Annotated in this window: 22 protein-coding genes; 16 read left to right on the top strand and 6 right to left on the bottom strand. The window is 62.3% G+C overall.

Annotated features, from left to right (window positions below):
• Together murD and HAT86_RS00140 are read left to right on the top strand one after the other, a co-directional pair.
• Nucleotides 1-1,398, top strand: coding sequence for a UDP-N-acetylmuramoyl-L-alanine--D-glutamate ligase (gene murD / locus HAT86_RS00135; protein WP_167192568.1), 1,398 nt, complete (start codon nt 1-3; stop codon nt 1,396-1,398).
• Between the two features lie 119 nt (nt 1,399-1,517).
• Nucleotides 1,518-1,922, top strand: a complete 405-nt coding sequence (locus HAT86_RS00140) for a hypothetical protein (protein WP_167192569.1) — start codon at nt 1,518-1,520, stop codon at nt 1,920-1,922.
• Here HAT86_RS00140 and HAT86_RS00145 read toward each other — a convergent pair.
• Nucleotides 1,912-3,105, bottom strand: coding sequence for a BaiN/RdsA family NAD(P)/FAD-dependent oxidoreductase (locus HAT86_RS00145; protein WP_167192570.1), 1,194 nt, complete (start codon nt 3,103-3,105; stop codon nt 1,912-1,914). The two genes, HAT86_RS00140 and HAT86_RS00145, sit on opposite strands and share 11 nt — an antisense overlap.
• 174 nt (nt 3,106-3,279) lie before the next feature.
• On the opposite strand from HAT86_RS00145, the gene ftsW reads away from it, so the two are divergent.
• The 13 genes from ftsW to recN all read left to right on the top strand — a co-directional run bounded on the left by ftsW (nt 3,280) and on the right by recN (nt 18,226).
• A complete protein-coding gene (gene ftsW, locus HAT86_RS00150) occupies nt 3,280-4,446 on the top strand; it encodes a putative lipid II flippase FtsW (protein ID WP_167192571.1) in 1,167 nt (388 codons plus the stop codon).
• Complete coding sequence (locus HAT86_RS00155; RefSeq protein ID WP_167192572.1) at nt 4,443-5,558, top strand: UDP-N-acetylglucosamine--N-acetylmuramyl-(pentapeptide) pyrophosphoryl-undecaprenol N-acetylglucosamine transferase; 1,116 nt, start codon at nt 4,443-4,445, stop codon at nt 5,556-5,558. The genes ftsW and HAT86_RS00155 overlap by 4 nt, the downstream gene beginning before the upstream one ends.
• 29 nt (nt 5,559-5,587) lie before the next feature.
• Entirely contained in the window at nt 5,588-6,988 is a 1,401-nt protein-coding gene (gene murC, locus HAT86_RS00160; RefSeq protein WP_167192771.1) for a UDP-N-acetylmuramate--L-alanine ligase, read from the top strand.
• Nucleotides 6,989-7,051: 63 nt separating this feature from the next.
• Complete coding sequence (locus HAT86_RS00165) at nt 7,052-8,239, top strand: APC family permease (RefSeq protein ID WP_167192573.1); 1,188 nt, start codon at nt 7,052-7,054, stop codon at nt 8,237-8,239.
• A complete protein-coding gene (locus HAT86_RS00170) occupies nt 8,236-8,499 on the top strand; it encodes a DUF2484 family protein (protein WP_167192574.1) in 264 nt (87 codons plus the stop codon). Before HAT86_RS00165 ends, HAT86_RS00170 begins: the two co-directional genes overlap by 4 nt.
• Nucleotides 8,486-9,406, top strand: coding sequence for a UDP-N-acetylmuramate dehydrogenase (gene murB / locus HAT86_RS00175; protein ID WP_167192575.1), 921 nt, complete (start codon nt 8,486-8,488; stop codon nt 9,404-9,406). Before HAT86_RS00170 ends, murB begins: the two co-directional genes overlap by 14 nt.
• A 107-nt stretch (nt 9,407-9,513) precedes the next feature.
• The gene (locus HAT86_RS00180; protein WP_231125765.1) at nt 9,514-10,392 is read left to right on the top strand and encodes a D-alanine--D-alanine ligase; all 879 of its coding nucleotides are present in this window, start codon (nt 9,514-9,516) and stop codon (nt 10,390-10,392) included.
• Nucleotides 10,380-11,246 (top strand): cell division protein FtsQ/DivIB, encoded by an 867-nt coding sequence (locus HAT86_RS00185; protein ID WP_167192576.1) that lies wholly within the window; start codon nt 10,380-10,382, stop codon nt 11,244-11,246. The genes HAT86_RS00180 and HAT86_RS00185 overlap by 13 nt, the downstream gene beginning before the upstream one ends.
• Nucleotides 11,247-11,250: 4 nt before the next feature.
• Entirely contained in the window at nt 11,251-12,585 is a 1,335-nt protein-coding gene (gene ftsA, locus HAT86_RS00190) for a cell division protein FtsA (RefSeq protein ID WP_167192577.1), read from the top strand.
• A 206-nt stretch (nt 12,586-12,791) separates the two neighbouring features.
• Nucleotides 12,792-14,438 carry a cell division protein FtsZ gene (gene ftsZ / locus HAT86_RS00195; protein ID WP_167192578.1) on the top strand — a complete coding sequence of 549 codons (1,647 nt, stop codon included), beginning with the start codon at nt 12,792-12,794 and terminating at the stop codon, nt 14,436-14,438.
• A gap of 219 nt (nt 14,439-14,657) precedes the next feature.
• Nucleotides 14,658-15,578 carry a UDP-3-O-acyl-N-acetylglucosamine deacetylase gene (lpxC, locus tag HAT86_RS00200; RefSeq protein ID WP_167192579.1) on the top strand — a complete coding sequence of 307 codons (921 nt, stop codon included), beginning with the start codon at nt 14,658-14,660 and terminating at the stop codon, nt 15,576-15,578.
• A 110-nt stretch (nt 15,579-15,688) separates the two neighbouring features.
• Nucleotides 15,689-16,537, top strand: coding sequence for an outer membrane protein assembly factor BamD (locus HAT86_RS00205; RefSeq protein WP_167192580.1), 849 nt, complete (start codon nt 15,689-15,691; stop codon nt 16,535-16,537).
• A 39-nt stretch (nt 16,538-16,576) separates the two neighbouring features.
• Entirely contained in the window at nt 16,577-18,226 is a 1,650-nt protein-coding gene (gene recN, locus HAT86_RS00210; RefSeq protein WP_167192581.1) for a DNA repair protein RecN, read from the top strand.
• Nucleotides 18,227-18,350: 124 nt separating this feature from the next.
• On the opposite strand, the gene HAT86_RS00215 is transcribed toward recN, so the two are convergent.
• A complete protein-coding gene (locus HAT86_RS00215) occupies nt 18,351-19,727 on the bottom strand; it encodes an FAD-binding oxidoreductase (protein ID WP_167192582.1) in 1,377 nt (458 codons plus the stop codon).
• A gap of 88 nt (nt 19,728-19,815) precedes the next feature.
• On the opposite strand from HAT86_RS00215, the gene HAT86_RS00220 reads away from it, so the two are divergent.
• Nucleotides 19,816-21,504 carry a chloride channel protein gene (locus HAT86_RS00220; RefSeq protein ID WP_167192583.1) on the top strand — a complete coding sequence of 563 codons (1,689 nt, stop codon included), beginning with the start codon at nt 19,816-19,818 and terminating at the stop codon, nt 21,502-21,504.
• Nucleotides 21,505-21,569: 65 nt separating this feature from the next.
• Here the strand turns inward: HAT86_RS00220 and HAT86_RS00225 are convergent, their stop codons facing one another.
• From HAT86_RS00225 to cobS, 4 genes are all read right to left on the bottom strand, one after another.
• Entirely contained in the window at nt 21,570-21,911 is a 342-nt protein-coding gene (locus HAT86_RS00225) for a DUF427 domain-containing protein (protein ID WP_167192584.1), read from the bottom strand.
• A 56-nt stretch (nt 21,912-21,967) separates the two neighbouring features.
• Nucleotides 21,968-23,776 carry an aminopeptidase P family protein gene (locus tag HAT86_RS00230; RefSeq protein WP_167192585.1) on the bottom strand — a complete coding sequence of 603 codons (1,809 nt, stop codon included), beginning with the start codon at nt 23,774-23,776 and terminating at the stop codon, nt 21,968-21,970.
• 184 nt (nt 23,777-23,960) lie between these two features.
• Nucleotides 23,961-25,838: a cobaltochelatase subunit CobT gene (cobT, locus tag HAT86_RS00235; protein ID WP_167192586.1), complete on the bottom strand. Its 1,878-nt coding sequence runs from the start codon at nt 25,836-25,838 to the stop codon at nt 23,961-23,963.
• 88 nt (nt 25,839-25,926) lie between these two features.
• On the bottom strand, nt 25,927-26,913 hold the full coding sequence (cobS, locus tag HAT86_RS00240; protein WP_167192587.1) for a cobaltochelatase subunit CobS: 987 nt from the start codon (nt 26,911-26,913) through the stop codon (nt 25,927-25,929).
• Nucleotides 26,914-26,940: the final 27 nt, after the last annotated feature.

Genomic DNA, 26,940 nt, shown 5'->3' on the forward strand with positions numbered 1-26,940 from the left:
ATGATCGAGGTGCAGGGCGTTGCCGGGCAATGCATAGCCGTTTTGGGATTGGGCCGGTCGGGCCTGTCGGCGGCGCGGGCGTTGCGGGCAGGCGGCGCGCAGGTTCTGGCATGGGATGACAACTCCGCTGCGCGCGATGTCGCGCTGAGCGAAGGGTTTGAGGTCCAAGATCTGACGGGCGAAGCTGCTTTCGACGATATCGCAGCCCTGATCGTCAGCCCCGGCATTCCGCATCTGTATCCGCAGCCCAATAAGATTGTCGCCAATGCCCTGCATGCGGGTGTCCCTGTGGACAACGATATCGGGTTGTTTTTCCGCTCATTCGCAAGCGCGGAATGGGCCGATTATGACCAACCGCCCAAGGTGATTGCCGTCACGGGAAGCAACGGCAAATCAACAACATCGGCCTTGATCGCGCATGTGCTGCAGGAGGTCGGCCGAGACGTTCAACTGGCGGGAAACATTGGGCGCGGGGTGCTGGACATTGACCCGCCGGGGGATGGCGGCGTGGTGGTGCTGGAGCTGAGCAGTTACCAGACCGAATTGGCCCGCGCGTTGACACCGGATGTTGCAGTGTTCACCAATCTGACCCCGGATCACTTGGACCGTCACGGCGGTTTGGGCGGCTATTTCGCGGCCAAAAGGCGTTTGTTCGCCGAAGGCGGGCCAGACCGTGCCGTGATTGGTGTGGATGAGGCCGAAGGCCTGTTTCTGGCCGGGCAACTGGCCGAAGGGCGTGGTGATGATCGGGTCATTCGTGTCTCGGCCAATCGCAAGCTGTTGGGGCCGGGGTGGTTGGTTTTTGCGCGCAAAGGGTTTCTGAGCGAATACCGCAAAGGCAAACAGGCCGGGTCAATTGATCTGCGCAAAATCAAGGGCTTGCCCGGCGCGCACAACCACCAAAACGCCTGCGCGGCCTATGCGGCCTGCCGCACCTTGGGGCTTGCGCCGAAAGTGATCGAGCGGGCGTTTCACTCGTTTGCAGGGTTGCCGCATCGCAGCCAGTTGATCGGTGAAAAAGATGGGGTGTCTTTTGTGAATGACAGCAAGGCGACGAATGTGGATTCGGCGCTGAAAGCCCTTTTGGCCTTTGAAAACATCCGCTGGATTTGCGGTGGTCTGGCGAAAGAGGGCGGGCTGTCGGCGCTTGCGCCGGGGTTTGCGCATGTCGCCAAGGCCTATGTCATAGGCCGGGAGGCGGCCGAATTCTCCCTTCAACTTGAGGGGCTTGAGGCCGAGGTTTGCACCACGATGGAGCACGCCGTCGCGCAAGCGATGGCCGATGCAACCCCCGGAGAGACCGTGTTGCTGGCCCCGGCGGCTGCCAGTTTCGACCAATACGACAATTTCGAAAAACGCGGCGAGGATTTTATCCGGCATGTCAAATCCCGCTTGTGAGGGTTTCGTACGACATACGCCAGGATGGCCTGTAAACCGAACACTCGGCGCCGCGTTGACCTGGCCGACAGAAAGTGACATCAATCTCTGGTGGATATTACAGCCAGAAAGCACTTTTAATGGGACATGTAACAACCAAAGCCAAAGTTGCCCTGTTCGCGGTTTTTGCGATGACATCACCGGCTTGGGCGCTTGAGCTTGGGGCGGATCGGGCCGGGTATCACACCGCGAATGAACAGCGTGCCGCGATTCTTGATTGCAAGTACGATCTGGGGCGCGGTGGTCGCGCCATTTTTCAGGCGGTGTGGCAGGAATATCCGCTGGCCGGAAACTCGGTTCTGAAAATATTGCCACGCGGCGGGGTCAGCAATGCCGATGCCGCATGGATCAACGATTGTGCTGATAAGAAACTGGGCCGCTTACAAGGGCAGGTCGGGGCAAAACCCCGCGAGGCGCTGCGAGGAAACTGCCCGCGCAATGCGCCCGTTATCTATGGTGGGGCGACCTACTGCATCAAGCGGTAACAGATCGGGTGGCCGCAATCGCCTGACCGGCGGCCCATCCCGAGGACCACGCCCATTGGAAGTTGTAGCCACCCAGCCAACCGGTAACGTCCACGGCCTCGCCGATAAAGTACAGGTTGGGCACGGTTTGCGACATCATGCTGCGCGATGACAGGCCATCGGTGTCGATGCCCCCAAGGGTGACTTCTGCGGTGCGGTAGCCCTCAGAGCCGGTGGGCCGAAGCGTCCAGTGCCGCAAATTGTCGGTCAGGGTGGTCAACGCGGCGTCGGATTGATCTGCAAGGTTGCCCGATGTCCGCAGCGTCGGCGCAAGGTAATCGACCAGACGCGCGGGCAGATGGTGGCCCAGTTCGGTGGACAGATTGCGCCGCCCGGCCTGTTGCCGCTGCGCGCGCAGTGCCGCCAGCAGCGCGCCCCTTGGGTCAAGGTCGATCGTGATGTCTTGCCCGTCGCGCCAGAAAGACGAGATTTGCAGGATTGCAGGCCCGGACAGCCCACGATGCGTGAACAGCACCGCCTCGTCAAAGCTGGCCTTTGGGGTCGACGCGCGCGCCGGTACGGACAAGCCTGAAAGGGAAGCAAACGGTTGATCTGAAAAGGTCAGCGGGACAAGCGCGGGGCGGGTTTCCGTTACGCTATGGCCGAACTGCTTGGCGATGTCATAGGCCAGCCCGGTCGCGCCCATCTTGGGGATGGATTTACCCCCCGTCGCCACCACCAGATGGCGCGCGGTGATATCCACGCGCTGCCCGTCGCGCATTAGTGTGGCGGTAAAGTGGCTTTCGTCATGAGACAGATCGGCAAGCGTGGTTTGCAGCCAAAGCTCGGCGCGCGCGCGCGCCATTTCATCCCGCAGCATCTGGACGATCTGGGTGGATTTGCCATCGCAGAACAACTGCCCAAGGGTCTTTTCGTGATAGGCGATCCCATGCTGCGCCACCAGATCAATGAAATCCCATTGGGTGTAACGCGACAGGGCGGATTTGCAGAAATGCGGATTGCCCGACAGAAAATTTTCGGGCCCGGCATACATGTTGGTGAAATTGCAGCGTCCGCCGCCTGAAATGCGGATTTTTTCGCCCGGCGCCTTGGCGTGGTCGATCACCAAAGCCCCCGGCCCGGCATGGGCGGCGCACATCATTCCGGCGGCCCCGGCGCCAAGGATCAGCGTGTTGAATTGCATGGCCGAGGATTTGGCGCATGGGGCAGGCCGGGTCAATCGGTTTCCGGCGCCTTTGGCGTGTTCTGCAGGCAGTTCATGCACGCATGACCGCTTCCCTAAAGGCCAATCTCCTGCTAAACTGCCCCGATAGACCCCGCAAAGGGGCAGTTCCAGAGGCAGTATTCGGCGGTTCAGATGACAGAAATGGTCTATGGCTCGATCCCGGTTCGGGAGTCAGAGCCTGTTCTTCCTAAATGGTGGCAGACCATCGACAAATGGTCGATGTCCTGTGTTCTGATCCTGTTTGGGATCGGTATTTTGCTAGGGCTGGCCGCGTCGCCTCCCTTGGCGGAAAAGAACGGGTTTGCGCCGTTTCATTATGTCGAACGGCAGGCGATTTTCGGCGCCTTGGCGCTCAGCGCGATGCTGCTGACCTCGATGATGAGCCCGCAACTGGTGCGCCGTTTGGCGGTGCTGGGCTTTTTGGCGGCCTTGGCTGCGCTGATGCTGCTGCCGTTTTTGGGCACTGATTTCGGCAAGGGCGCGGTGCGGTGGTATTCGCTGGGCTTTGCCAGTGTGCAGCCGTCCGAGTTTCTCAAGCCCGGTTTCGTGGTTGTGGCGGCATGGATGCTGGCCGCCAGTCAGGACATCAACGGCCCGCCGGGGCGCAGTTGGTCCTTTGCCTTGACCCTTGTAATCGTGGCGTTTTTGGCGATGCAGCCTGATTTCGGTCAGGCCTGTCTGGTGCTGTTTGGCTGGGGCGTGATGTATTTCGTGGCCGGTGCGCCGCTGGTGCTGTTGGTTGGCATGGCCTTGTGCGTGGTGTTGGTCGGCAGTGTCGCCTATTCCAACTCGGAACATTTTGCGCGCCGGATTGATGGGTTCCTTAGCCCCGATGTGGACCCGACAACGCAGCTTGGCTTTGCCACCAATGCCATCCGCGAGGGCGGTTTTTTTGGTGTTGGCGTGGGCGAGGGCGAGGTCAAGTGGAGCTTGCCGGATGCGCATACCGATTTCATCATCGCCGTGGCGGCTGAAGAATACGGGCTGATCCTCGTTCTGGTCATCATCGCGCTGTATGCCAGCGTGGTCGTCCGCTCACTGGTGCGCCTGATGCGCGAGCGTGACCCGTTCATTCGTCTGGCGGGCACGGGTTTGGTGGCCATGTTCGGCGTGCAGGCCATGATCAACATGGGTGTCGCGGTGCGGCTATTGCCCGCCAAGGGCATGACCTTGCCGTTTGTCAGCTACGGCGGATCCTCGCTAATTGCCGGGGGCATCGCTGTGGGCATGCTGTTTGCCTTTACCCGATCGCGTCCGCAGGGCGAGATCGGCGATATTCTGCGAGGGCGGAGCCGATGACCGAACAAGCGCCATTGCTGGTGATTGCCGCCGGTGGCACGGGCGGGCACATGTTTCCCGCGCAAGCGCTGGCCGAGGTCATGCTGCGCCGGGGCTGGAAGGTGCGGCTTAGCACGGATGCGCGCGGCGCGCGCTATGTCAGCGGCTTTCCCCATTCGGTCGAGATTGAACAAGTGGCCAGTGCCACCTTTGCGCGCGGCGGGCTGCTCAACAAGCTGCTGGCACCGTTTCACATTCTTGGCGGCATTCTGGGCGCGACGGTGCGGATGCTGCGCGAGCGGCCCGACGTTGTGGTGGGCTTTGGCGGTTATCCGACGATCCCGGCGCTAGGTGCGGCGTGGCTGTTGCGGCTGCCGCGCATGGTTCATGAGCAAAATGGCGTGCTGGGCCGGGTGAACCGGTTGTTTTCAAAAAAGGTCGACAAGGTGGCCTGTGGCACTTGGCCCACCACCTTGCCCGATGGTGTGGATGGCGTGCATGTCGGCAATCCGGTGCGGGCCGCGGTGATCGAGCGGGCCGGCGCGGGTTATATTCCGCCCGGTGATTATCCGATGTCGGTTCTGGTGATCGGGGGTAGCCAAGGTGCACGCATCCTCAGCGATATCGTGCCAACCGCGATTGGCAATTTGCCCGACGAACTGCGCCGCCATGTGCGCGTCAGTCATCAGGCGCGCGCCGAGGATGGCGAGCGTGTGGCCGCCTTTTACGCCGATCACGGGATCGACGCCGATGTGGCCAGTTTTTTCCGCGATGTGCCGCGCCGGATGAGCGAGGCGCAACTGGTCATCAGCCGCGCCGGCGCCAGCAGCGTGGCCGATATCAGCGTGATCGGGCGTCCGTCGATCCTGATCCCCTATGCGGCGGCGGCGGAAGATCACCAGACGGCCAATTCCAAAGGGTTGTCGCAGGCAGGCGCGGCGATTGTCATCCCCGAATCCAAACTTGACGCCGAGACTTTGACACAGCAGATCGTCAGCGTCCTGACCGCGCCGGACGGGGCCGCGCAGATGGCGCGGGCCGCGTTAAGCGTGGCGGTCCCCGATGCCCCCCAACATCTGGCGGATATGGTCGAGGCGCTGGCCGGTCGTGCCACGCAGGAGGCCGGGAAATGAAAGATACCGCATATCAAGGAGCCACCGTTATGAACGCCGCGACGAAACTGCCCGGAGACGTGGGCCCCATTCACTTCGTCGGCATTGGCGGCATCGGCATGTCGGGCATTGCCGAGGTATTGTTGGATCACGGCTATGTGGTGCAAGGCAGTGACCTGAAACGTTCACCCATTACCGAGCGGTTGGAGTCGATGGGCGCGCAGGTGTTCGAAGGTCAGGCGGCGGACAATCTGGACGCCGCAGAGGTGGTGGTGATCTCCTCGGCGATCAAGCCGGGCAACCCCGAACTGGACGAGGCACGCCGCCGTGGCCTGCCCGTGGTGCGCCGCGCCGAGATGCTGGCCGAGCTGATGCGCCTGAAATCCAACGTGGCCGTAGCCGGAACCCATGGCAAGACGACCACAACGACCATGGTGGCGGCGCTGCTGGATTATGGCAAGTTCGACCCGACCGTGATCAATGGCGGGATCATCCACGCCTATGGCAGTAATGCCCGCGTGGGGCAGGGCGAATGGATGGTGGTGGAGGCCGATGAAAGCGACGGCACGTTCAACCGTCTGCCCGCGACCATCGCCATCGTCACCAATATCGACCCCGAGCATATGGAGCATTGGGGCACCGAGGAAAACCTGCATCGCGGGTTTTACGATTTCGTCAGCAATATTCCGTTTTACGGTCTGGCGGTGTGCTGCACCGATGATCCGGATGTGCAGGTTCTGGTCGGCAAGCTGACCGACCGGCGCGTGACCACCTATGGCTTCAACGCGCAGGCCGATATCCGCGCGATCAACCTGACCTACGAAAAGGGCATAGCGCATTTCGATATCCGGGTGCAGCCCGAGGACAAGACCATCGAAGGCTGCACTTTGCCGATGCCCGGCGATCACAATGTCAGCAACGCCCTAAGTGCCGTGGCCGTGGCCCGGCATCTGGGCATGAGCGATCCCGAGATCCGCGAAGCGCTGGCCGCCTTTGGTGGGGTCAACCGCCGCTTTACTCGCGTGGGCGAGGTGAATGGCGTGACCATTATTGACGATTACGGCCACCACCCGACCGAGATTGCCGCCGTTCTGCGCGCTGCGCGGCAAGCCTGCGAGGGGCGCGTGATCGCCGTGCATCAGCCGCACAGATATACCCGTCTGCACCATCATTTTGATGATTTCTGTTCGTGCTTCAACGAGGCCGATGTCGTGGCCATCGCCGAGGTTTACGGCGCCGGTGAAGACCCGATTGAAGGGGCCAGCCGCGATGATCTGGTCGCCGGGCTGATCCGCCACGGCCATCGCCACGCCCGCGCGATCCGCGACGAGGATGATCTGGAGCGTCTGGTGCGCGAACAGGCGCGGCCCGGCGATATGGTGGTCTGCCTTGGGGCTGGCACGATCAGCGCATGGGCCAATGGATTGCCAGAGCGTTTGAACCGCGCTTAGCGGCCACCCGGGGGGCCAGAATGCCGCGGCATTCTGGTTTAACGAAAACGGAAAGGGCGTGCGATGAGTGACCATCTCAAACGCCGGATCGGGTTGGGCCTGCTGACCGCCTATGGCGTGGGCGTCATGGTGGGGGCGGGCATTTACGTGCTGGTGGGCGCGGTAGCTGCCGAGGCCGGGGTCTGGGCACCGCTGTCTTTCATCATTGCGGGCCTGATTGCCGCCCCGACTGCCCTTAGTTATGCCGAATTCACCACTCGCCTGCCCGAAGCCGCTGGCGAGGCGGTGTTCGTGGAAAAGGGGCTTGGGCGCGCGTGGCTTGGCCTGATCGTCGGGTTGGCGATTGTCGCGGCGGGCACGGTTTCGGCGGCGGCGGTGCTGCGCGGCGGAACCGGCTATTTGTTAACAGTGGTCGATTTGCCCTTTGCCGCCACGGCCACGGTTTTGGGCCTTGGTCTTGTTGGCGTGGCCATCGCCGGGGTGTTGGAAAGCCTGACGTTGGCGGCGCTGTTCACCGCGATTGAGGTGATTGGCCTTGCGCTGGTGGTCTGGGCCGGAGCAGGGGCCGAGCCGGTGGCCGACTACACCGCACCTGCCGCGATTGTCTGGCCCGGTGTGGCCTCGGCGGCTGTGCTGGCGTTTTTCGCATTTATCGGGTTCGAGGATATCGTGAACATGGCCGAAGAGGTGCGCGAGCCGATGCACACATTACCGCGCGCCATTCTGTATGCGCTGGTGATCACCAGCTTGCTTTATGCGCTGGTCAGCTGGGCCGCGGTGCGTGCGGTGCCGCTGGATCAGCTGAGCGGGTCCGAGCAACCGCTGGCGCTGGTCTGGTCCACGGCGCGGGGCGGCGATGCCGCGTTTTTGTCGCTGATCGCGGTGGCGGCGGCACTGAACGGCATTCTGGCGCAGATCGTCATGGCCAGCCGGGTGATGTTCGGTGTCGGGCGTCGGCATCCGATGCTGGCGGTGTTTCACCATGCCCACCCACGGTTTGGCACGCCGGTTTTGGCCACTTCGCTGATCGGCGCGGCAGTGATCGTGATGGCGATTTTGTTACCGGTGGCCGATCTGGCCGAGGCAACCTCGGCTATTTTGCTGTCGGTGTTCGTTTTGGTGAACGCGGCGCTGATCGCGATGAAGCGAACGCAGCCCGAAGCCCCGTTTCGCGTGCCGATGATGGTGCCGGTTCTGGGCCTGATCGCCGCCTTGGGGGCATTGGCCATCAGTTTTGGAGTGAGCACATGAGCCTGTCATTGATCTTGGCCTGTCTTTGGGCCATCAGCGCCAACCTTCTGGCGATGATCCCCAGCCGTGACAATCATTGGCGGCGGGCTTATGCGTTGATTGTCGTGGGGGTTCCCATTCTGGGTTATGTCACCTATCAGAACGGCCCATGGATCGGCTTTTTCGTCTTGTTTGCAGGGATGAGCCTGCTGCGCTGGCCGGTCATCTATCTGGGGCGCTGGCTGCGCCGGGATGCGAGGACAAAAGATGCAGATGCCTGAGGTGCGCGGCAAGTTAAGCGAACATCGCGCGTTGTCTGATTTAACGTGGCTGCGCGTGGGCGGGCCTGCGGATTGGCTGTTTCAGCCCGCCGATGTGGCCGACCTGTCGGCGTTTCTGGCCGCGCTTGACCCAAGTGTTGCGGTGTTTCCGATGGGGGTGGGCAGCAACCTGATCGTGCGCGACGGGGGGCTGCGCGCGGTGGTGATCCGACTGGGCCGGGGCTTTAACCAGATCGAGATTGAGGGCGGCCGGGTGCGCGCTGGCGCGGCGGCGCTGGATGCGCATGTGGCGCGCAAGGCCGCCGAAGCCGGGCTGGACCTGACATTTCTGCGCACAATTCCCGGCGCGATCGGTGGTGCGGTGCGGATGAACGCGGGCTGTTATGGCACCTATACGGTGGATCATTTCGTTGAGGCCAAGGCTGTCACTCGCGCCGGAAAGGTTGTGACGCTGACCGCGCAAGACCTGAAGTTTCAGTATCGGCAAACCGACCTGCCCGAGGGGTGGGTGATTGTCGAAGCCACCTTTGCCCCGCCCGAGGGCGATGCGCAGGTCTTACAGGCCCGCATGGACGAACAACTGGCCAAGCGCGACGCCACGCAACCGACCAAGGACCGCAGCGCCGGCAGCACCTTTCGTAACCCCGCTGGATTTTCCAGCACGGGCCGGGCCGACGATGTGCATGATCTGAAGGCGTGGAAGGTGATTGACGACGCGGGCATGCGCGGCGCGCGTGTCGGTGGCGCACAAATGAGCGAGAAGCATTCGAACTTCTTGATCAATACCGGCGATGCAACGGCGCATGATTTGGAATCCTTGGGCGAAGAGGTGCGAAAAAGGGTTTTCCAAAACAGTGGAATAGAGTTACATTGGGAAATCATGAGGGTCGGAGAACCGGCCCCGTAGCGCCCAGGCAGGCGACAGAATAAAAAAATGGGTCGACAAAACGACCCGGGACTTTGAGGCACATATTGGGACTTTCGAGCAGAAAATCCCCGAATGTGGCGGTGATCATGGGCGGACCTTCGGCTGAGCGCGAGGTGTCCCTCTCGACAGGTCGTGAATGCGCCGCCGCATTGCGGGAAGCCGGTTACACAGTAACTGAAGTTGACGCAGGCCATGATCTGGCCGCACGACTGTCAGATGTCGCACCTGATGTTGTCTTTAACGCCCTGCATGGCCGCTGGGGTGAAGATGGCTGTGTGCAAGGCCTGCTGGAATGGATGCAGATCCCCTACACGCACTCCGGCGTTCTGTCCTCGGCACTGGCGATGGACAAGCAAAAAACCAAGGATGTGTTTCGCTCCGCCGGATTGCCGGTGGTCGACAGCGTTCTGGCCCCGCGTGACGAGGTGCGCGCGCGGCATGTGATCGCGCCGCCTTATGTGGTCAAACCCAACAACGAAGGATCGTCGGTGGGCGTGTATCTGGTGCATGATGCCGCCGATGCTCCGCCTGCGCTGTCGGATGACATGCCCGACATGGTGATGGTCGAGGCCTTTGCGCCGGGCCGGGAGCTGACCGCAAGCGTGATGGGCGACCGGGCGCTGACGGTGACCGATATCCTGACCGATGGCTGGTATGACTACGATGCCAAGTATTCCGAAGGCGGTTCGCGCCACGTGGTGCCCGCCGATGTGCCGACCGAGATTTTTGACGCCTGCATGGATTATGCCCTGCGCGCGCATCGCATTCTGGGGTGCCGGGGTCTGAGCCGCACCGATTTTCGCTGGGACGAGGCGCGTGGGCTGGATGGTCTGATCATTCTGGAAACCAACACACAGCCGGGGATGACCCCGACCTCGCTGAGCCCCGAACAGGCGCAGGCGGTGGGCGTGTCCTTCCCCGATTTGTGCCGCTGGATGGTAGAGGACGCCTCATGCAACAGGTAACGCGCCCCGATCCGGCGCCGTCGCGCTGGTCCTACCGGTTTCAGCGCTTGATGCTGACCCCGGTGTTTCGGCTTGCCCTGCGGGTTGGCGTGCCGTTTTGCCTGACCTTGGGTGTGGTGACGGCCTATTTGGCGGATGAGAGCCGCCGCGAGGCGTTGACCCTCAAGCTGACCGATCTGCGGGAACAAGTTGTCACGCGACCCGAATTCATGGTGTCGCTCTTGGCGGTCGAGGGCGCGAGCACCGGGATCGAGGAAGATATCCGCGAAATCTTTCCCTATGACCTTCCGGCCAGTTCGTTCGATCTGGATCTGGCGCATGTGCAAGAGATGATCCGGGGCCTGCCCGCCGTGGCCGAGGCCAGCCTGCGCATTCGTCAGGGGGGCGTGTTGCTGGCCAAGATCACCGAGCGTCAGCCCGCCGCCATCTGGCGACATCACGACGGGTTGGGTGTGGTTGATGCCGAAGGCGTCGTTGTGGATGAGTTGGACAGCCGCGCCGCGCGTGCCGATCTGCCGTTGATTGTCGGGCAGGGGGCTGATCGCGCTGTGCCCGAGGCTTTAGACATTCTGCAGGCGGCCGTGCCTTTGGAGGATCGCTTGCGCGGCTTGGTGCGCATGGGCGAGCGCCGCTGGGATGTGGTGCTGGACCGCGGGCAACGCATCCTGCTGCCCGAGGCGTACCCGGTGCAGGCACTGGAGCGGGTGATCGTGCTGGAGGAGGTGCAAGAGGCCTTGGCGCGTGATGTCGTTGCGATTGATATGCGGCTGGCCGAGCGGCCAACCCTGAGAATGAGTGAAAACGCCGTCGAAGAATGGTGGCAGGTAACAAAAATGACCGTAGAGGCGGAATGACACAATGATCGAGCTCTATGAATCCCAACGAGCCATGCGCAACATGCGCAAGGCCGCGATGCAACGCGGGGTGGTTGCGGTTCTGGATGTGGGCACATCCAAGATCGCCTGTCTGGTCCTGCGGTTTGATGGCACCGGGCGTCTGGCGGAGGGCGATGGCGTGGGCGCCATGGCCGGTCAGGCCGGGTTCCGGGTGATCGGGGCGGCGACGACACGGTCGCGCGGGGTGCGTTTCGGCGAGGTCAGCGCCATGGCCGAGACCGAGCGCGCCATACGCACAGCCGTTCAAGCGGCGCAGAAAATGGCCAATATTCGGGTCGATCACGTGATCGCGTGTTTTTCCGGGGCCGAGCCGCGCAGCTATGGCTTGGCCGGGCAGGTGGAACTGGAAGGCCATACTGTCAGCGAACAGGACATCAGCCGCGTTCTAAGCGCCTGCGACGTGCCCGATTACGGCGAGGGCCGCGAGGTGCTGCATGCGCAGCCGGTGAATTTCGCGTTGGATCATCGCACCGGGCTGGCCGATCCGCGTGGCCAGATGGGGCAGGCTTTGTCCACCGACATGCATATGCTGACGGTGGACGGTGCCACCATCCAGAACCTTGCCTATTGCATCAAGCGTTGCGACCTAGAGTTGGCTGGTCTGGCCAGTTCGGCCTATGTGGCGGGCATTTCGGCACTGGTCGAAGACGAACAGGAACTTGGGGCCGCCTGCATTGACCTTGGCGGCGGCACGGCGGGTGTTTCGATTTTCATCAAGAAGCACATGATCTATGCCGATAGCGTGCGGATGGGCGGCGACCACGTGACCAGCGATATCTCGATGGGGCTGCAAGTGCCCAAGGCCACCGCCGAACGCATCAAGACATTTTACGGCGGGGTCGTGGCGACCGGTATGGACGACCGCGAGATGATTGAGATCGGCGGCGAAACCGGCGATTGGGAACACGACCGCCGCACCGTCAGCCGGGCAGAACTGATCGGTATCATGCGCCCGAGGGTCGAAGAGATATTGGAAGAGGTGCGCGCGCGACTGGATGCAGCAGGCTTTGATCATCTGCCGAGCCAGCAAATCGTGCTGACCGGCGGCGGCAGCCAAATTCCCGGCCTTGATGGGCTGGCCAGCAAGATTTTGGGCCATCAGGTGCGGCTTGGGCGGCCCTTGCGGGTGCACGGTTTGCCGCAGGCGGCCACCGGCCCCGGCTTTTCCAGCGCGGTGGGCATGTGCCTGTTCGCGGCCAATCCGCAAGATGAATGGTGGGATTTCGAGATTCCCCAAGACCGGTATCCGGCACGGTCGCTGAAGCGGGCGGTCAAGTGGTTTCGGGACAATTGGTAGGGCCGCGGCCTATGGGGCGCGTCAATCATGGCCCCAAAATCTGCCGTTATCGGCGAAATCCCGCGAATTGGGGTAAAAAAATGGCCATATTTTGTGCCGAAACAGTGTTTTTTGGGTGACGTAACCCTTAACGATCAGTAATAATATAGCCTATTAGGCAGAAAAACGGCCTGTAACGACAGGCGCAACAGCAGGCGGACAGAGCTATGACATTGAACCTCACGATGCCCGGACAAGACCACGAGCTGAAGCCCCGGATCACCGTTTTCGGTGTCGGCGGCGCGGGCGGCAACGCGGTCAACAACATGATCGAGAAGCAACTTGATGGTGTTGATTTTGTCGTGGCAAACACCGACGCGCAGGCGCTGCAGCAAAGCCAAGCGGAACACCGGGTGCAACTGGGTGTCAAAGTGACCGAAGGGCTGGGCGCAGGCGCAAAAGCCGCGGTCGGTGCGGCGGCGGCCGAAGAAAACATCGAACAGATCGTCGATCATCTGGCTGGCGCGCATATGTGCTTTATCACCGCCGGGATGGGCGGTGGCACCGGCACCGGTGCGGCCCCGATCATCGCCCATGCGGCGCGGGAATTGGGGGTCTTGACCGTTGGTGTCGTGACCAAGCCGTTCCAGTTCGAAGGCGCCAAGCGGATGCGTCAGGCTGAAGATGGCGTTGAAGCCCTTCAGAAAATGGTCGATACGCTGATCATCATTCCCAACCAGAACCTGTTCCGTCTGGCCAACGAGAAAACGACGTTCACGGATGCGTTCTCGATGGCGGACGACGTTCTGTATCAGGGCGTCAAAGGTGTGACAGACCTGATGGTGCGCCCCGGCCTGATCAACCTTGATTTTGCCGATGTGCGCGCCGTTATGGACGAGATGGGCAAGGCCATGATGGGCACCGGCGAGGACAGCGGCGAAGATCGCGCGATCCAGGCCGCCGAAAAGGCCATCGCCAACCCGCTGCTGGATGAAATCAGCCTGAAAGGCGCGCGCGGCGTGCTGATCAACATCACCGGCGGCCATGATCTGACCCTGTTTGAACTGGATGAGGCCGCAAACCGCATCCGCGAAGAGGTGGACCCGGACGCAAATATTATCGTCGGCAGCACGCTGGACACAGGCATGGAAGGCATGATGCGCGTCAGCGTCGTGGCCACCGGCATCGACGCCAGTGTGGCCGAACATGATATCCCGGTGCCGCGCCGCTCGCTGGCGGAACCGCTGAAGCCTGCCGGGGACGTGGCCGAGGATGTGCCGGCGCAGGATGACGTTGCTGCCCGCACCGAGAATGAGCCAAGCCTGTTCCAGACCAACGATCTGGATGCGCAACGCGCCGCGGCGGAAGACCAGATGGAAGACATCTTTGAGCCTGCGCCAGACCGTTTTGTCGCGCCGCAGGCCGATGATGATTACACCCCGGCGTATCAGCCGCGCCAAGAGGCCTTCGATCCAAACGGGCACCGCGCAGAAGACGAATACGAGGAAGACCTTGATGGCTTTGTCGCGCCGCGCGCTCCGGCCCCCGGCACCCCGTCGCCCGAGGCTTTGGCCCGGCTGCAACATGCCGTGACCAACACACCGGCGCAGCAGGGCCAACCGCGTCCGCAGGCCGTTGAGAATGACCAGCCCCACGAGGATGCAGCGGGTTCCGAACAGCGTCCGCGCTTTGGGATCAATTCACTGATCAACCGGATGACGGGCCATGGCGCAGAGGCCGAAGCCCCGCGTCCGGCGCGCCAGCAGCCCACCATGCAAGCTCAGCAACCTCGGCAGTCTGCGCCGGAACCGCAAGAGAGCACGGAAGACGAACAAATCGAAATTCCGGCATTTTTGCGCCGTCAGGCCAACTAATCCGCGTGGTGAAGACGTAAGAAAAGGCCGCCTTAAGGGCGGTCTTTTTCTTTTAGGTCAGTGGTTTGGTGTTGGCTCTCGCATCGTGCGCGGAAATCCGCCACCATCCTCTGCCCTATGTTTCAAGCCGTTGCAAAGATTGAGTTGAGGCTGGCGCTTGGCCGAATTAAACCCTTGGTAACCAACCAAAGCGCCTTACCGGTGCAGCAGAGGGTCATCTTGCAAACAACGGTTCAATCATCTGTCGCGTTCCAAGGGGTCGGGCTTCATTCCGGCCATCCTGCGTGTGCTACGATTCTGCCCGCCGAGCCGGGGCAGGGCATCGTTTTTCGGCGCAGCGACCTGGCGCCCGCACAGGCGGATATTCCGGCGTTGTGGGATAATGTGAACCAGTCGCCTCTATGTACCCGCCTTGAAAACGCGCATGGCGTGTCGGTCTCGACGGTCGAGCATATCATGGCCGCGCTGATCGGCTGTGGCATTCATAACGCAACGATCGAAATCGACGGCCCCGAGGTTCCTATTCTTGATGGCAGTTCGGCGATGTTCGTGCGTGGTATTCTGTCGCGTGGTGTGCGCCGTACGGATGCGCCGTTGCGTGCGTTGCGAATCCTGCACCCGGTCGAAGTGACCCGCGGCTCGGCGCGTGCCCGGCTGACACCGCATGATACGCTGTTGATCGAATTCGCGATCGAATTCGAAGACGCCGCGATTGGAACGCAAAAGAAATCGTTGAACATGTCGAACGGCAGCTTTGTGCGCGAACTCAGCACCAGTCGCACGTTCTGTCGCAAGGCCGATGTCGACATGATGCGCGCCAATGGGCTGGCTCTTGGGGGCACCTTGGAAAACGCCGTGGTGGTCGATGGCGAACAGGTTCTCAGCCCGGGTGGCCTGCGCCACGCGGATGAGGCTGTGCGCCACAAGATGCTGGATGCGGTGGGTGATTTGGCATTGGCCGGTCTGCCGATTCTGGGCCATTATCATGGGCTTCGCGCCGGACATGCCCTGACCAATGATCTTTTGCGTGCCGTGTTCGCGCAGCCTGAATGTTACGAGATCGTGGAATGCGATGACCAAATGGCGGCACGCCTGCCGGGCGCCGATGTGCACTGGGATGAGGTTCCCGAAGTCGCCTGAGCGGTAGAAGAAAACCGCCAAAGACGTTTTGCACCGGAAATTTATGTGCTAGGACCATTCCAGAAGCAGCGGAAATTCCCTGCAAAGACGCAAGATAGGTGAGTTCGAGCATGACTATCGGCAAGTCCCGGGCAAAGCTGGTCGGTGCAATCATTTTGGGCCTCGCCCTTGCAGGGTGCAGTGACAATGGCCGGGTCGAACGTGGCGACGTTGAATTCGAGAATTTCAGCGCTCAGCAAATCTTTGAACGCGCGGAATATGATCTGGAGCGCGGCAATGCCGGTTTGGCCGCCGAGGTTTTCGGCGAGGTTGAGCGGCTTTACCCCTATTCCGAATGGGCCAAGCGCGCCCTGATCATGCAGGCTTATTCTTACCATCAGGATGAAGACTACGAAAACAGCCGCTCGGCGGCACAGCGTTTCATTGACTTCTATCCGACAGACGAAGAAGCCGCATATGCGCAGTATCTTCTGGCGCTCAGCTATTATGACCAGATTGACGAGGTCGGTCGCGACCAAGGCCTGACCTTTCAGGCCCTGCAGTCCTTGCGGCAGGTGATCGAACGGTATCCGGACAGTGAATATGCCCGGTCGTCGATCCTCAAGTTCGATCTGGCCTTCGATCATTTGGCGTCCAAGGAAATGGAAATTGGGCGGTATTACCTGCGTCGTGACAATTTCGCGGCCTCCATCAACCGGTTCCGCGTTGTGATCGAGGATTTCCAGACCACCACCCATACGCCCGAAGCGCTGCATCGCTTGGTTGAGGCGTATCTTTCGCTTGGTCTGGTGGATGAGGCGCGGACGGCCGGTGCGATTTTGGGGCATAATTTCCAAGGCACTGAATGGTACGAAGACAGCTATAAAATGCTGACGGGGCAGGGCCTCACGCTTGAGGCTGTGGGCGATAACTGGCTGCGCCAAGTCTATCGCCAGACCGTTCAGGGCCGGTGGTTGTAAAGGCGCGGCGGGGACCACTCCGCCGCGGGGACACATCCGATGCTGCGTGCGCTTGATATTCGCGACATATTGATTATCGATCATCTGGAACTGGCCTTTCAGCCGGGGTTGAACGTGCTGACCGGGGAAACCGGGGCGGGCAAATCCATCCTTCTGGATTCGCTGGGCTTTGTTCTTGGTTGGCGCGGCCGGGCCGAACTGGTGCGGCAAGGGGCCGATCAGGGCGAGGTTGTGGCCGAGTTTGATCTGCCAACCGGGCACCCGGCCCGGGCTGTTTTGGACGAGGCCGGTTTGCCCGCAGGTGATGAATTGATCTTGCGCCGGGTCAATGCCCGCGACGGGCGCAAGACAGCCTGGGTGAATGACCGCCGCTGCTCCGGCGAGGTGCTGCGCCGCTTGTCTGACACGCTGGTCGAGTTGCACGGCCAGCACGATGATCGCGGTCTGCTTGACCCCAAAGGCCACCGCGCCTTGTTGGATACTTATGGCGGGCTTGACCCGCTCAGGGCCGAAACCCGCACCAAATGGCGCGCTGTGGCGCAAGCGCGCAAAGCTTTGCAGGCCGCCGAAACCGCGCTTGACGCGGTGCGCGCCGAAGAAGAATTCCTGCGCCATGCCGTCGCTGAACTTGACGCGCTTGATCCGCAACCCGGCGAGGAAGAAACACTGGATACAAGGCGTCGCCTGATGCAGCAATCCGAGCGTATCCGCGAGGATATCCTGCGCGCCCACGCCGCGCTTGGCCTCGATGGGGCCGAAGGCGCGGCCAGTGACGCTTTGCGCTGGCTGGAAGGCGTCTCCGATCAGGCCGAGGGGCAGCTCGACGCGCCAATGGCCGCCCTCGGTCGCGCAATGGTGGAACTGGATGAGGCCACACAGGGCGTGGCCCGCTGTCTCGACGGGCTAAGCTTCAACCCGTCCGAATTGGAAGACTGCGAAGAACGCCTGTTCGCCATCCGCGCGATGGCCCGCAAACATGGGGTCGCCGCCGATGATCTGGGGGATTTCGCCACTAATCTGCGGGGCAAGCTGGCCGCACTGGATCAGGGCGATGCAGATATCAAGGCGCTGGCCGAGGATCTGGCCACCGCGCAGGCGGCTTATGATGCGGCGGCCGATGCGCTCAGCGACGCCCGCACCGGTGCCGCCAAAGATCTCGATCACGCGGTCAGCGCCGAACTGGCGCCGCTGAAAATGGAACGCGCAGTCTTCAGTACCCAAATCAGCCCGGGCGACGCCGGCCCCGATGGGCGCGATACCGTCACCTTCACCGTGGCCACCAACCCCGGCGCGCCGTCCGGCCCCTTGAACAAAATCGCCTCGGGCGGCGAACTCAGCCGCTTTTTGCTGGCGCTCAAGGTCTGCCTCACGGGCACCGATAGCGGGCTGACCATGATCTTCGACGAAATTGATCGCGGCGTTGGCGGTGCCACCGCCGATGCGGTGGGCCGCAGGCTGGCGCAATTGGCTGATGGTGGACAGGTTCTGGTGGTCACCCATTCGCCGCAGGTGGCCGCGCGCGGCGCTCATCATTGGCGGGTGCAGAAGAAAGTCACTGATGATCAAACCCTGTCCAGCGTGGTGCCGCTGACAGATCGCGACCGCACCGATGAAATCGCCCGCATGTTGTCGGGCGACCGTATCACTGACGAGGCGCGCGCCGCGGCCACCGCCCTGATGGCAGGCTGACAGCCCTTCATTGTTCCAAAAATACTCCTGGGGAGTCGCGCTTTGCGCGACGGGGGCAGCGCCCCCTGTCCCGGAAAACACCGTTTTCCGGCCGGAATTTTCCAAAATTCAGCTACACCGCCGGTTATTCGCGGGGGGGCACCAATTTTCCGGGGTTCATGATGTTCTGCGGGTCCAGCGCGGTTTTTATCGCGCCCATCATTTGCCATGCGCCGCCATGTTCGCGCGCCATATACTCCAGCTTGCCGATGCCGACGCCATGTTCGCCGGTGGCGGTGCCGCCCAGATCCAGCGCGCGGTTCACCATCTTGTCCGACACGGCCTTGGCGCGGGCCACCGCGTCGGCGTCCGTCTCGTCAAACATCAGGATGGCGTGGAAATTGCCGTCGCCGACATGGCCAAGGATCGGGCCGGGCAATCCCGCCTCTGCCAGATCGGCCTGTGTGCCTTCGATTGCTTCGGCCAACCGCGAAATCGGCACGCAATTGTCGGTCACCAGCGCGCGGGCGCCGGGCTTTGATGCCATGATCGCGTGATAGGCGTTGTGCCGCATGGTCCATAGCGCGGTGCGGTCCTCGGCGCGGGTGGCCCAGTCAAAGCCGCTGCCGCCATGTTCTGCCGCGATTAGGCCAAAGGTTTCCGCCTGTTCGGCCACGCCTGCGTCCGAGCCGTGAAACTCCAACAGCAGATGCGGACGTTCTGGCAGGGTCATGCCCGAATAGGCATTGACCGCGGCGACGCTGGCGGCGTCCATCAATTCGATCCGCGCCATCGGCAAGCCCATCTGGATCGTGTCGATCACCGCTTGCACCGCCCCGCTGACAGTTTCAAAGCCGCAGACCGCGCTTGAAATCGCCTCGGGCTGGCCATGCAGTCGCAGCGTCAGTTCGGTGACCAGCCCCAGTGTGCCCTCGGCGCCGACGAACAGCCCCGTCAGGTCATACCCGCTTGAGGATTTGCGTGCCCGTGTGCCGGTGCGGATGATCTCACCCGTTGCGGTGACCACTTCCAATGCCAGCACATTGTCGCGCATCGTGCCATAGCGCACGGCGGTGGTGCCGCTGGCGCGGGTCGAGGCCATGCCGCCAAGCGAGGCATTCGCGCCCGGATCGACGGGAAAGAACAGGCCGGTGGCGCGCAAGTCATCGTTCAGGCTTTGCCGGGTGACACCGGGCTGAACGGTGACGTCCATGTCCTGCTGACGGATATCCAGAATCTTGTTCATCCGGGTGAAATCCACGCTGATTCCGCCCTGAAACGCTTGCGCCTGCCCCTCAAGCGAGGTGCCCGTGCCCCATCCGATCACCGGGCAGCCAGCCTTGGCGCAGGCGCGCACGATCATTGCCACTTCTTGCGTGGTTTCGGGGTAAGCCACTGCATCAGGGCGGCTGAGGGCAAAATGACTTTCGCTGCGCCCGTGCAAATCCAGATCGGACTTGGACCGGGTCAGCCGTTGGCCTAGACATGTGGAAATTTCGGCGATTGCGTCCTGCACACTCATGCTTTGCTTTCCTCTGCACGTGAATTCGGCGCACAGTAGGACAAGCACGCGGCAGGGAAAAGATCGCAACAGGGGAAATCGGTGGGCCATGACCGACAAGGACCAATCCATCTACAGACAAAAGGCCGCAGCGGCCATTGCGGCGTTGCGAAATGGTTGGAAAGTGTTGTTGGCGCGTGGGCCCAGCCAGTTCCAGTTTTGGCTGATCGCTTTGGCCATCGGCATCGCGGCCGGCGTCGCGGCGTTGTTTTTCCGAAAGGGAATCAATGCATTACAGGCAATGATTTATGGTGCCGATGATCCGGGGCTGTTGCATTCCTTGGCCGAAACCTTGCCGTGGTATTGGATTTTGCTGACGCCGATTGCCGGGGGGCTGATCGTCGGGCTGATCTTGCACCACTTCACCGATGACGCGCGGGTGCGCAGCGTGTCTGACGTGATCGAAGGGGCCGCGCTGAACGATGGCCGGGTCGAGCAACGCGAGGGGGTGGCTTCGGCGCTGGCGTCGATGATCACATTGGGCACGGGCGGCTCATCGGGCCGCGAGGGGCCGGTGGTGCATATGGCCGGTGTCATCTCCAGTTGGGTCAGTGACCGGATCAATGCCGACGGGATCACCGGGCGCGATTTGTTGGGCTGCGCGGTGGCTGCGGCCGTTTCGGCCAGCTTTAACGCGCCGATTGCGGGGGCGCTGTTCGCGCTTGAGGTGGTGTTGCGCCACTTTGCCCTGCATGCCTTTGCGCCGATCGTGATCGCCAGTGTGGCGGGCACCATCATCAACCGGCTAGAATTCGGGGATATCACCGAGTTCACCTTGCCAACGACCAGCGTGCTGGAGTTCTACGTGGAACTGCCGGCCTTTTTGCTGCTTGGGCTGGTCTGTGGGCTGGTGGCGACGGTGTTGATGCATTCCATCCTGTTCGCCGAGGACATGGGCACCTATTTCCAAAAACGTATCCGCTTGCCGCGCTGGTTGCGCCCGGCGGTGGCCGGAGGGCTGTTGGGGGCAGTGGCGATCTGGTTCCCGCATATCATCGGCGTCGGCTACGAGACGACCTCGGCGGCGCTGACCGGGCAGTTGCTGCTGCATGAGGCGGTGATTTTTACCGTGCTCAAGGTGCTGGCCGTGGCGATTACCATCGGTGGGCGGATGGGCGGCGGCGTGTTTTCACCCTCGCTAATGGTCGGTGCGTTGACGGGGCTGGCCTTTGGCTCGATCGCCACGGGCCTGTTTCCCGATGTGTCCGGGTCGGCCACGTTATATGCGTTGGCCGGGATGGGGGCGGTGGCCGCCGCGGTTCTGGGCGCGCCGATTTCAACCACGTTGATCGTGTTCGAATTGACCGGAGACTGGCAAACCGGCCTTGCGGTGATGGTCGCGGTGTCGATGTCGACCGCGCTTGGCGGGCGCTTGGTGCGCCGGTCGTTCTTTTTGACACAGCTTGAGAGGCGCGGCACGCGGCTGGCGGCGGGGCCGCAGGCTTATCTTCTGGCGATGTTCCGGGTCGAGCGGCTGATGCGCGGCCCCGATCATGATCGCGCTGCCAAGGACGAGCAGCTATGGGAGTTGATTGAGGACGGTGTCTATATCGACAGCAACGCCACGCTTGAGGCCGCAATGCCGGTCTTCGACCGGTCTGCCGTGCCGTTCATCCCGGTCGTGACCCTGAAAGGCGAGGGCCAGCCGCCGGAACTCAAAGGCGCGCTGTTCCATGTCGATGCGCTCAAGGCCTATAACCGCGCCTTGGCGGCGGTATCGGCTGAAGAACACAGCTAGGGGTAGAATTTCGGAGGGATGTTGTCAGGCCGCGCGTTATATCAGGCGCGACCCAAACCTTTGAATTACACCCGTTCGACGGCCACCTTGTCGCTGGGGTGGAAGGCGAGGTGGTTTTTGATGCGCGCGACGGTGTCTTGTGGGGCTTCATAGCTCCATGCGGCATTGTCCAGTGTATGGCTTTTGGTGATGATCGAAAAATATCGCGCTTCGCCCTTGTGCGGGCAGGTGGTGCGGTGGTCTGTTTCGTCCAGAAAGGCCATCGCGATGTCGTCGCGGGGGAAATAGATCACGTCGGGATAGCCCGGCTCGGACAGCTCCAATGCGTCTTTGCTTTCGCCCAGTACAGCGCCGCCTGCGCGCACCACCCATGTGCCCTCGGCTTTACGAATCGTAATATCGGCCATGTCCGTCCCTTTCACGTCTTCAACTTTTTGCTTTTGATTGCCCGGCTTTTGTAACGTCAGTGTTGCAAAGGCGCGGTTGCTTGGTCGAACCATAGACGAGCGGGCGCAGATATCCGAGACCCGATTTTGTCGCGGCATGCGGCATGATAGGAATTGAGCCAGTCGCGCTCAGGCGCGCTGAGCATATCCGCCACGATCAGCCGGGTGTCGATGGGCACGAAACTGAGCGTTTCAAAGCACAGCTTGTCGCCTGCGTCGCCGCCGGGCAGGGCCGTGGCCTCGCGCACGACCAGCAGGTTTTCGATCCGGATGCCAAACGCCCCCTCGCGGTAATAGCCCGGCTCGTTCGAGAGGATCATGCCGGGCTGCAACGGCACCGTGCCGGTGCGGGCCAGACGCTGCGGGCCTTCATGCACGCATAGATGCACGCCCACGCCATGGCCGGTGCCATGGGCGTAGTCCTGATCGGCCAGCCACAGCGGATAGCGCGCCAGCGCGTCCAGATCGCGCCCGGCCAGCCCGCGCGGCCAGCGCGCGCGGCTCATCGCGATCATGCCTTGCAGCACACGGGTAAAGGCGGCGCGCTCATCCTCGCCGACACGGCCCACGGGCAGGGTGCGGGTGATGTCGGTGGTGCCATCGAGATATTGCCCGCCGCCATCCAGCACCAGCAGATCGCCGTCTTGCAAGACACGGTTGGTGGTGTGCGTCACCCGGTAATGCGCCAAAGCGCCGTGCGGGCCGGACCCGGCAATGGTGTCAAAGCTGATATCCAGCAGTTCACCGGTGGCGCGGCGGGCCTCTTCCAGCCGGGTGACCACGTCAATCTCGGTGATCGTGCCGGGGGCTTGGGTGTGAAACCATGCCAGAAACTCGCATAGCGCGGCGCCGTCGCGCAAATGCGCCTCTTGGGTGGCGGTGATTTCAGCGCGGGTTTTGGTCGCTTTGGGCAAAACACAAGGATCGTCGCCCCAGACATGGGGCACGGCGGCCTCATCCAGTTCCTGCACCACACGAACCGGCACGCTGTCCTTGTCCAGCCGCACGCGGCCGGTCAGGCTGCGCAGGCCGGCGATGAAAGCGCTTGGCGGGCGGAGTGTTACCTCGTCTCCCAGATGGTCTCGCAGGCTATCGTTCAGCTTTTGGGGGTCGATATACAGGCTTAGATGCGCGTCGTCATGCAGCACGGCAAAGCCATGCGGCACCGGGTTGCGGGGGATGTCGCTGCCGCGGATGTTTAAAAGCCACGCGATCGAGTCGGGCAGGGTGATCACCGCCGCCGCGTGGCCTGCAGTGCGCAACGTCGCGGCCAACCGGCGGCGTTTGTCGCCTTGTGTCTCACCTGCAAGGTCTTGCGGATACACACGCACCGCGCCTTGCGGCGGGCTGGGTTGATCGGGCCAGATGCGGTCGACCAGATTCTCAACCGGTTTCAGGACGATTGCGCTATCCGTCAGGTCGGCTTCGACCGCCCCGATCTGGGCCGGGGTGTAAAGCCATGGATCGAACCCGACCGTGCCACCATCGGGCAGATGTTCCTTGAGCCAAAGGGCCAGTTTGGTGTCGGGCCAATCCACCGGTGTAAAATGATCGGTGTCGATCTGCACACGCACCTGTGCGCGATAGCGGCCATCAACGAACACCCCGGCGATAGCGGGCAACACCGCGCAAAACCCCGCCGAGCCGGTGAACCCCGTCAGCCACGCCAACCTGTCGTCATGCGGCGCGACGTATTCGCCCTGATGGGCATCGGCGCGCGGCACCAGAAACCCGGCCAGAGCGTGGTCCGCCATTGCCACGCGCAGCTGTGCCAGACGTGGCGGGCCCTGATCGGGGCGGGCGGTGTCGTCAAAGGATTGAAACATCGGGGGCTCCTGCGAAATGGCCGTGCGCGCTTGGCTTGCGAGACATTGCTAGTGAACGTGCGTGCGAAGATCAACGCCGGGCTTGAGAGGGCCGGGGGAAAGCAGGGGGCGCTGCCCCCGTCGCCTTGCGGCGACTCCCCCGGAGTATTTGGGGAACAATGAAAGGGCGGTGTTGCGCCTGTGATCAGCCGGCGCGTTTCATTCCCATGACGCGGGCGCGGGCACGTGGATCGGAATCGAACAGGGCGGCAAGTTGTTCGGTCATTGCCCCGGCCAGTTGATCAACATCGGTGATGGTGACCGCGCGGTCATAATAGCGGGTCACGTCATGGCCGATGCCGATGGCCAATAGTTCCACGGCTTTGCTGCGCTCGACCATGGCGATCACGTCGCGCAGGTGTTTTTCAAGGTAGTTGGCGGGGTTCACCGACAGGGTGGAATCGTCCACCGGTGCGCCGTCGGAGATGACCATGAGGATCTTGCGCGCCTCTTTGCGGCCGGCCAAGCGGCGATGCGCCCATTCCAGCGCCTCGCCGTCGATGTTTTCCTTCAGCAGGCCTTCTTTCATCATCAGGCCAAGATTGTCACGGGTGCGCCGCATCGGCGAATCTGCGGATTTGTAGATGATGTGGCGCAGATCGTTCAGGCGTCCGGGCAGTTGCGCGCGGCCTTCGTTCAGCCATGTCTCGCGGCTTTGGCCGCCTTTCCACGCGCGGGTGGTAAAGCCCAGCACTTCGACCTTGACGTTGCAGCGCTCAAGCGTGCGGGCCAGAACATCGGCGCAGATCGCGGCGATGGAAATCGGGCGCCCACGCATCGAGCCGGAATTGTCCAGCAAAAGCGTGACCACGGTGTCGCGAAATTCGGTGTCTTTTTCCACCTTGAACGACAGGGGCGTCGTGGGATTAGCCACCACGCGGGCCAGACGGCCTGCGTCCAGAATGCCTTCTTCGCGGTCAAACTCCCACGATCGGTTTTGTTGTGCCTGAAGGCGGCGTTGCAACTTGTTGGCCAGACGGCTGACCGCGCCTTTGAGCGGCTCTAGCTGTTGATCAAGATAGGCGCGCAGACGCTCCAATTCGATCGGTTCGGCCAGATCCTCGGCGCGGATTTCCTCGTCGAACGCGGTGCTGAAGACGGTATAGCCGGGGTCGGCGTCCGAGATCGGGGCGGGCGCGGGCGGCTCAAGCGGGGCTTCACCTTCGGGCAGCTCGGTCTCGTCGCTCATCTCGTCTTCGGCCATGTCATCGGACGAGACCTGTGCCTGCTGCTCGTCCATCTGCTGATCCTGAGCCTGCTCGGGATCGGCGTCGGCGTCGCTGTCATCGCTGTCGTCTTGCCCGCTGCTGTCGGGCTGTTCGTCTTCTTCTGGCGTTTCTTCGGCCTGATCGTCTTGGTCGTCATCGGGCGCGTCGGGATCGTCGCCCAATTGATCGCCATAGCCCAGATCCTCGATCACCTTGCGGGCAAAGCGGGCAAAGGCGGCCTGATCGGCCAGTGTATCCTCAAGGCCTTCCAGCGTGCCGCCGGCTTCGGCCTCGATGAAATCGCGGCGCAGATTCATGACATTCTGGGCGGCGGGCGGCAGATCGCGGCCGGTGGCCAGATGGCGCACCAGATAGCCCGCCGCGGTGGCAAGCGGCGCCTGCGCCGGATCGGTGATATCGCCATAGCCCATGCGCTCGGCGTCGACGCCGATCCGGGCGTCGATATTGCCGGCGGTGCCGGGCATGGTGCGGGCGCCAATGGCCTCGCAGCGGGCGGTTTCCATCGCCTCGTAAAGATCGCGGGCCATTTCGCCCGACGGGTTGTAGCGGGCATGGGTGGCGGCATCGTGATACCGGTGACGCAGGGCCAGCGCGTCGGCGGTGCCGCGCGCCTGAAGCACCTCGTCGCGGGTCATGCGGCGGCTGACCTGGGGCAGGCGCATGGCATCGCCGGTCAGGCCCGCCGGATCGACCGAGTAACTGACCATCAGGTCCGGGTCGTCGGCCATCACCTTGGTGGCCTCGGCCAAAGCCTTTTTGAACGGATCGGCGGGGTTATCGGTTGGTTTGGTCATGACGGTCTCCGTATGCCAAGATGCGCTTGCGCCTGTTCAGGCGATCCCGTGAGACTGGCACGCCAGAGCAGGGAGAGTGCCCCGGCAATTACCCCAAGCTCAGGCTGGCGGCGCTTTCGGGCAGTTCCTCGTCAAAGCAGCGCTGATAGAACTCGGCCACGGTCTGGCGTTCCAGTTCGTCGCATTTGTTCAAGAAGGTCAGGCGGAACGCGTAGCCGACATCGCGGAAGATCGTGGCGTTTTGCGCCCAAGCGATCACGGTTCGGGGGCTCATCACCGTAGACAGCTCACCATTCATAAAGGCCGAGCGGCTGAGGTCGGCGACGGTGACCATCTGGCTGACGATCTTGCGGCCTTCGGCGGTGTTGTAAAGCGGGTTCTTGGCCAACACGATATTGGTTTCGGCATCATGGCTGAGATAATTCAGTGTGGCCACAAGGCTCCAGCGGTCCATCTGGCCTTGGTTGATCTGCTGTGTGCCATGATACAGCCCGGTGGTGTCGCCAAGCCCCACGGTGTTCGCGGTGGCGAATAGGCGGAAATAGGGGTTGGGTGTGATCACTTCGTTCTGGTCCAACAGCGTCAGCTTGCCGTCCACCTCCAGCACTCTCTGGATCACAAACATCACATCGGCGCGGCCCGCGTCGTATTCATCGAACACGATGGCCGTGGGGTTGCGCAGCGCCCAAGGCAGGATGCCCTCGTGAAACTCGGTGACCTGCACACCGTCTTTGAGCTTGATCGCGTCCTTGCCGATCAGGTCGATCCGGCTGATATGGCTGTCGAGGTTGACGCGGACACAGGGCCAGTTCAGGCGGCTGGCCACCTGTTCAATATGCGTGGATTTGCCCGTACCGTGATAGCCTTGGATCATCACCCGGCGGTTGTGGCTGAACCCGGCAAGGATGGCCAGCGTGGTGTCGGGATCAAACTTGTAGGTGCTGTCATGCTCGGGCACGCGATCGGTGCGATCGGCAAAGCCTTTGACGATCATGTCGGAATCGATCCCGAACACCTCGCGCACGGAAATCTCTTCGGTTGGTTTTGCGTTCATGTCCATGCTGCCGTCAGCCATTCGCGCGGTCCTTCATTCGGGTGTCTC

The organism is Roseovarius gahaiensis, from assembly GCF_011601345.1.
GTDB classification, from domain to species: Bacteria; Pseudomonadota; Alphaproteobacteria; order Rhodobacterales; family Rhodobacteraceae; genus Roseovarius; species Roseovarius gahaiensis.

Excerpts from the sequence above, each read along its gene's own strand:
- murD (WP_167192568.1), top strand. The coding sequence starts at position 1 with ATGATCGAGGTGCAGGGCGTTGCCGGGCAATGCATAGCCGTTTTGGGA.
- HAT86_RS00140 (WP_167192569.1), top strand. The coding sequence starts at position 1,518 with ATGGGACATGTAACAACCAAAGCCAAAGTTGCCCTGTTCGCGGTTTTT.
- HAT86_RS00145 (WP_167192570.1), bottom strand. The coding sequence starts at position 3,105 with ATGCAATTCAACACGCTGATCCTTGGCGCCGGGGCCGCCGGAATGATG.
- ftsW (WP_167192571.1), top strand. The coding sequence starts at position 3,280 with ATGACAGAAATGGTCTATGGCTCGATCCCGGTTCGGGAGTCAGAGCCT.
- HAT86_RS00155 (WP_167192572.1), top strand. The coding sequence starts at position 4,443 with ATGACCGAACAAGCGCCATTGCTGGTGATTGCCGCCGGTGGCACGGGC.
- murC (WP_167192771.1), top strand. The coding sequence starts at position 5,588 with ATGAACGCCGCGACGAAACTGCCCGGAGACGTGGGCCCCATTCACTTC.
- HAT86_RS00165 (WP_167192573.1), top strand. The coding sequence starts at position 7,052 with ATGAGTGACCATCTCAAACGCCGGATCGGGTTGGGCCTGCTGACCGCC.
- HAT86_RS00170 (WP_167192574.1), top strand. The coding sequence starts at position 8,236 with ATGAGCCTGTCATTGATCTTGGCCTGTCTTTGGGCCATCAGCGCCAAC.
- murB (WP_167192575.1), top strand. The coding sequence starts at position 8,486 with ATGCAGATGCCTGAGGTGCGCGGCAAGTTAAGCGAACATCGCGCGTTG.
- HAT86_RS00180 (WP_231125765.1), top strand. The coding sequence starts at position 9,514 with ATGGGCGGACCTTCGGCTGAGCGCGAGGTGTCCCTCTCGACAGGTCGT.
- HAT86_RS00185 (WP_167192576.1), top strand. The coding sequence starts at position 10,380 with ATGCAACAGGTAACGCGCCCCGATCCGGCGCCGTCGCGCTGGTCCTAC.
- ftsA (WP_167192577.1), top strand. The coding sequence starts at position 11,251 with ATGATCGAGCTCTATGAATCCCAACGAGCCATGCGCAACATGCGCAAG.
- ftsZ (WP_167192578.1), top strand. The coding sequence starts at position 12,792 with ATGACATTGAACCTCACGATGCCCGGACAAGACCACGAGCTGAAGCCC.
- HAT86_RS00205 (WP_167192580.1), top strand. The coding sequence starts at position 15,689 with ATGACTATCGGCAAGTCCCGGGCAAAGCTGGTCGGTGCAATCATTTTG.
- recN (WP_167192581.1), top strand. The coding sequence starts at position 16,577 with ATGCTGCGTGCGCTTGATATTCGCGACATATTGATTATCGATCATCTG.
- HAT86_RS00215 (WP_167192582.1), bottom strand. The coding sequence starts at position 19,727 with ATGAGTGTGCAGGACGCAATCGCCGAAATTTCCACATGTCTAGGCCAA.
- HAT86_RS00220 (WP_167192583.1), top strand. The coding sequence starts at position 19,816 with ATGACCGACAAGGACCAATCCATCTACAGACAAAAGGCCGCAGCGGCC.
- HAT86_RS00225 (WP_167192584.1), bottom strand. The coding sequence starts at position 21,911 with ATGGCCGATATTACGATTCGTAAAGCCGAGGGCACATGGGTGGTGCGC.
- HAT86_RS00230 (WP_167192585.1), bottom strand. The coding sequence starts at position 23,776 with ATGTTTCAATCCTTTGACGACACCGCCCGCCCCGATCAGGGCCCGCCA.
- cobT (WP_167192586.1), bottom strand. The coding sequence starts at position 25,838 with ATGACCAAACCAACCGATAACCCCGCCGATCCGTTCAAAAAGGCTTTG.
- cobS (WP_167192587.1), bottom strand. The coding sequence starts at position 26,913 with ATGGCTGACGGCAGCATGGACATGAACGCAAAACCAACCGAAGAGATT.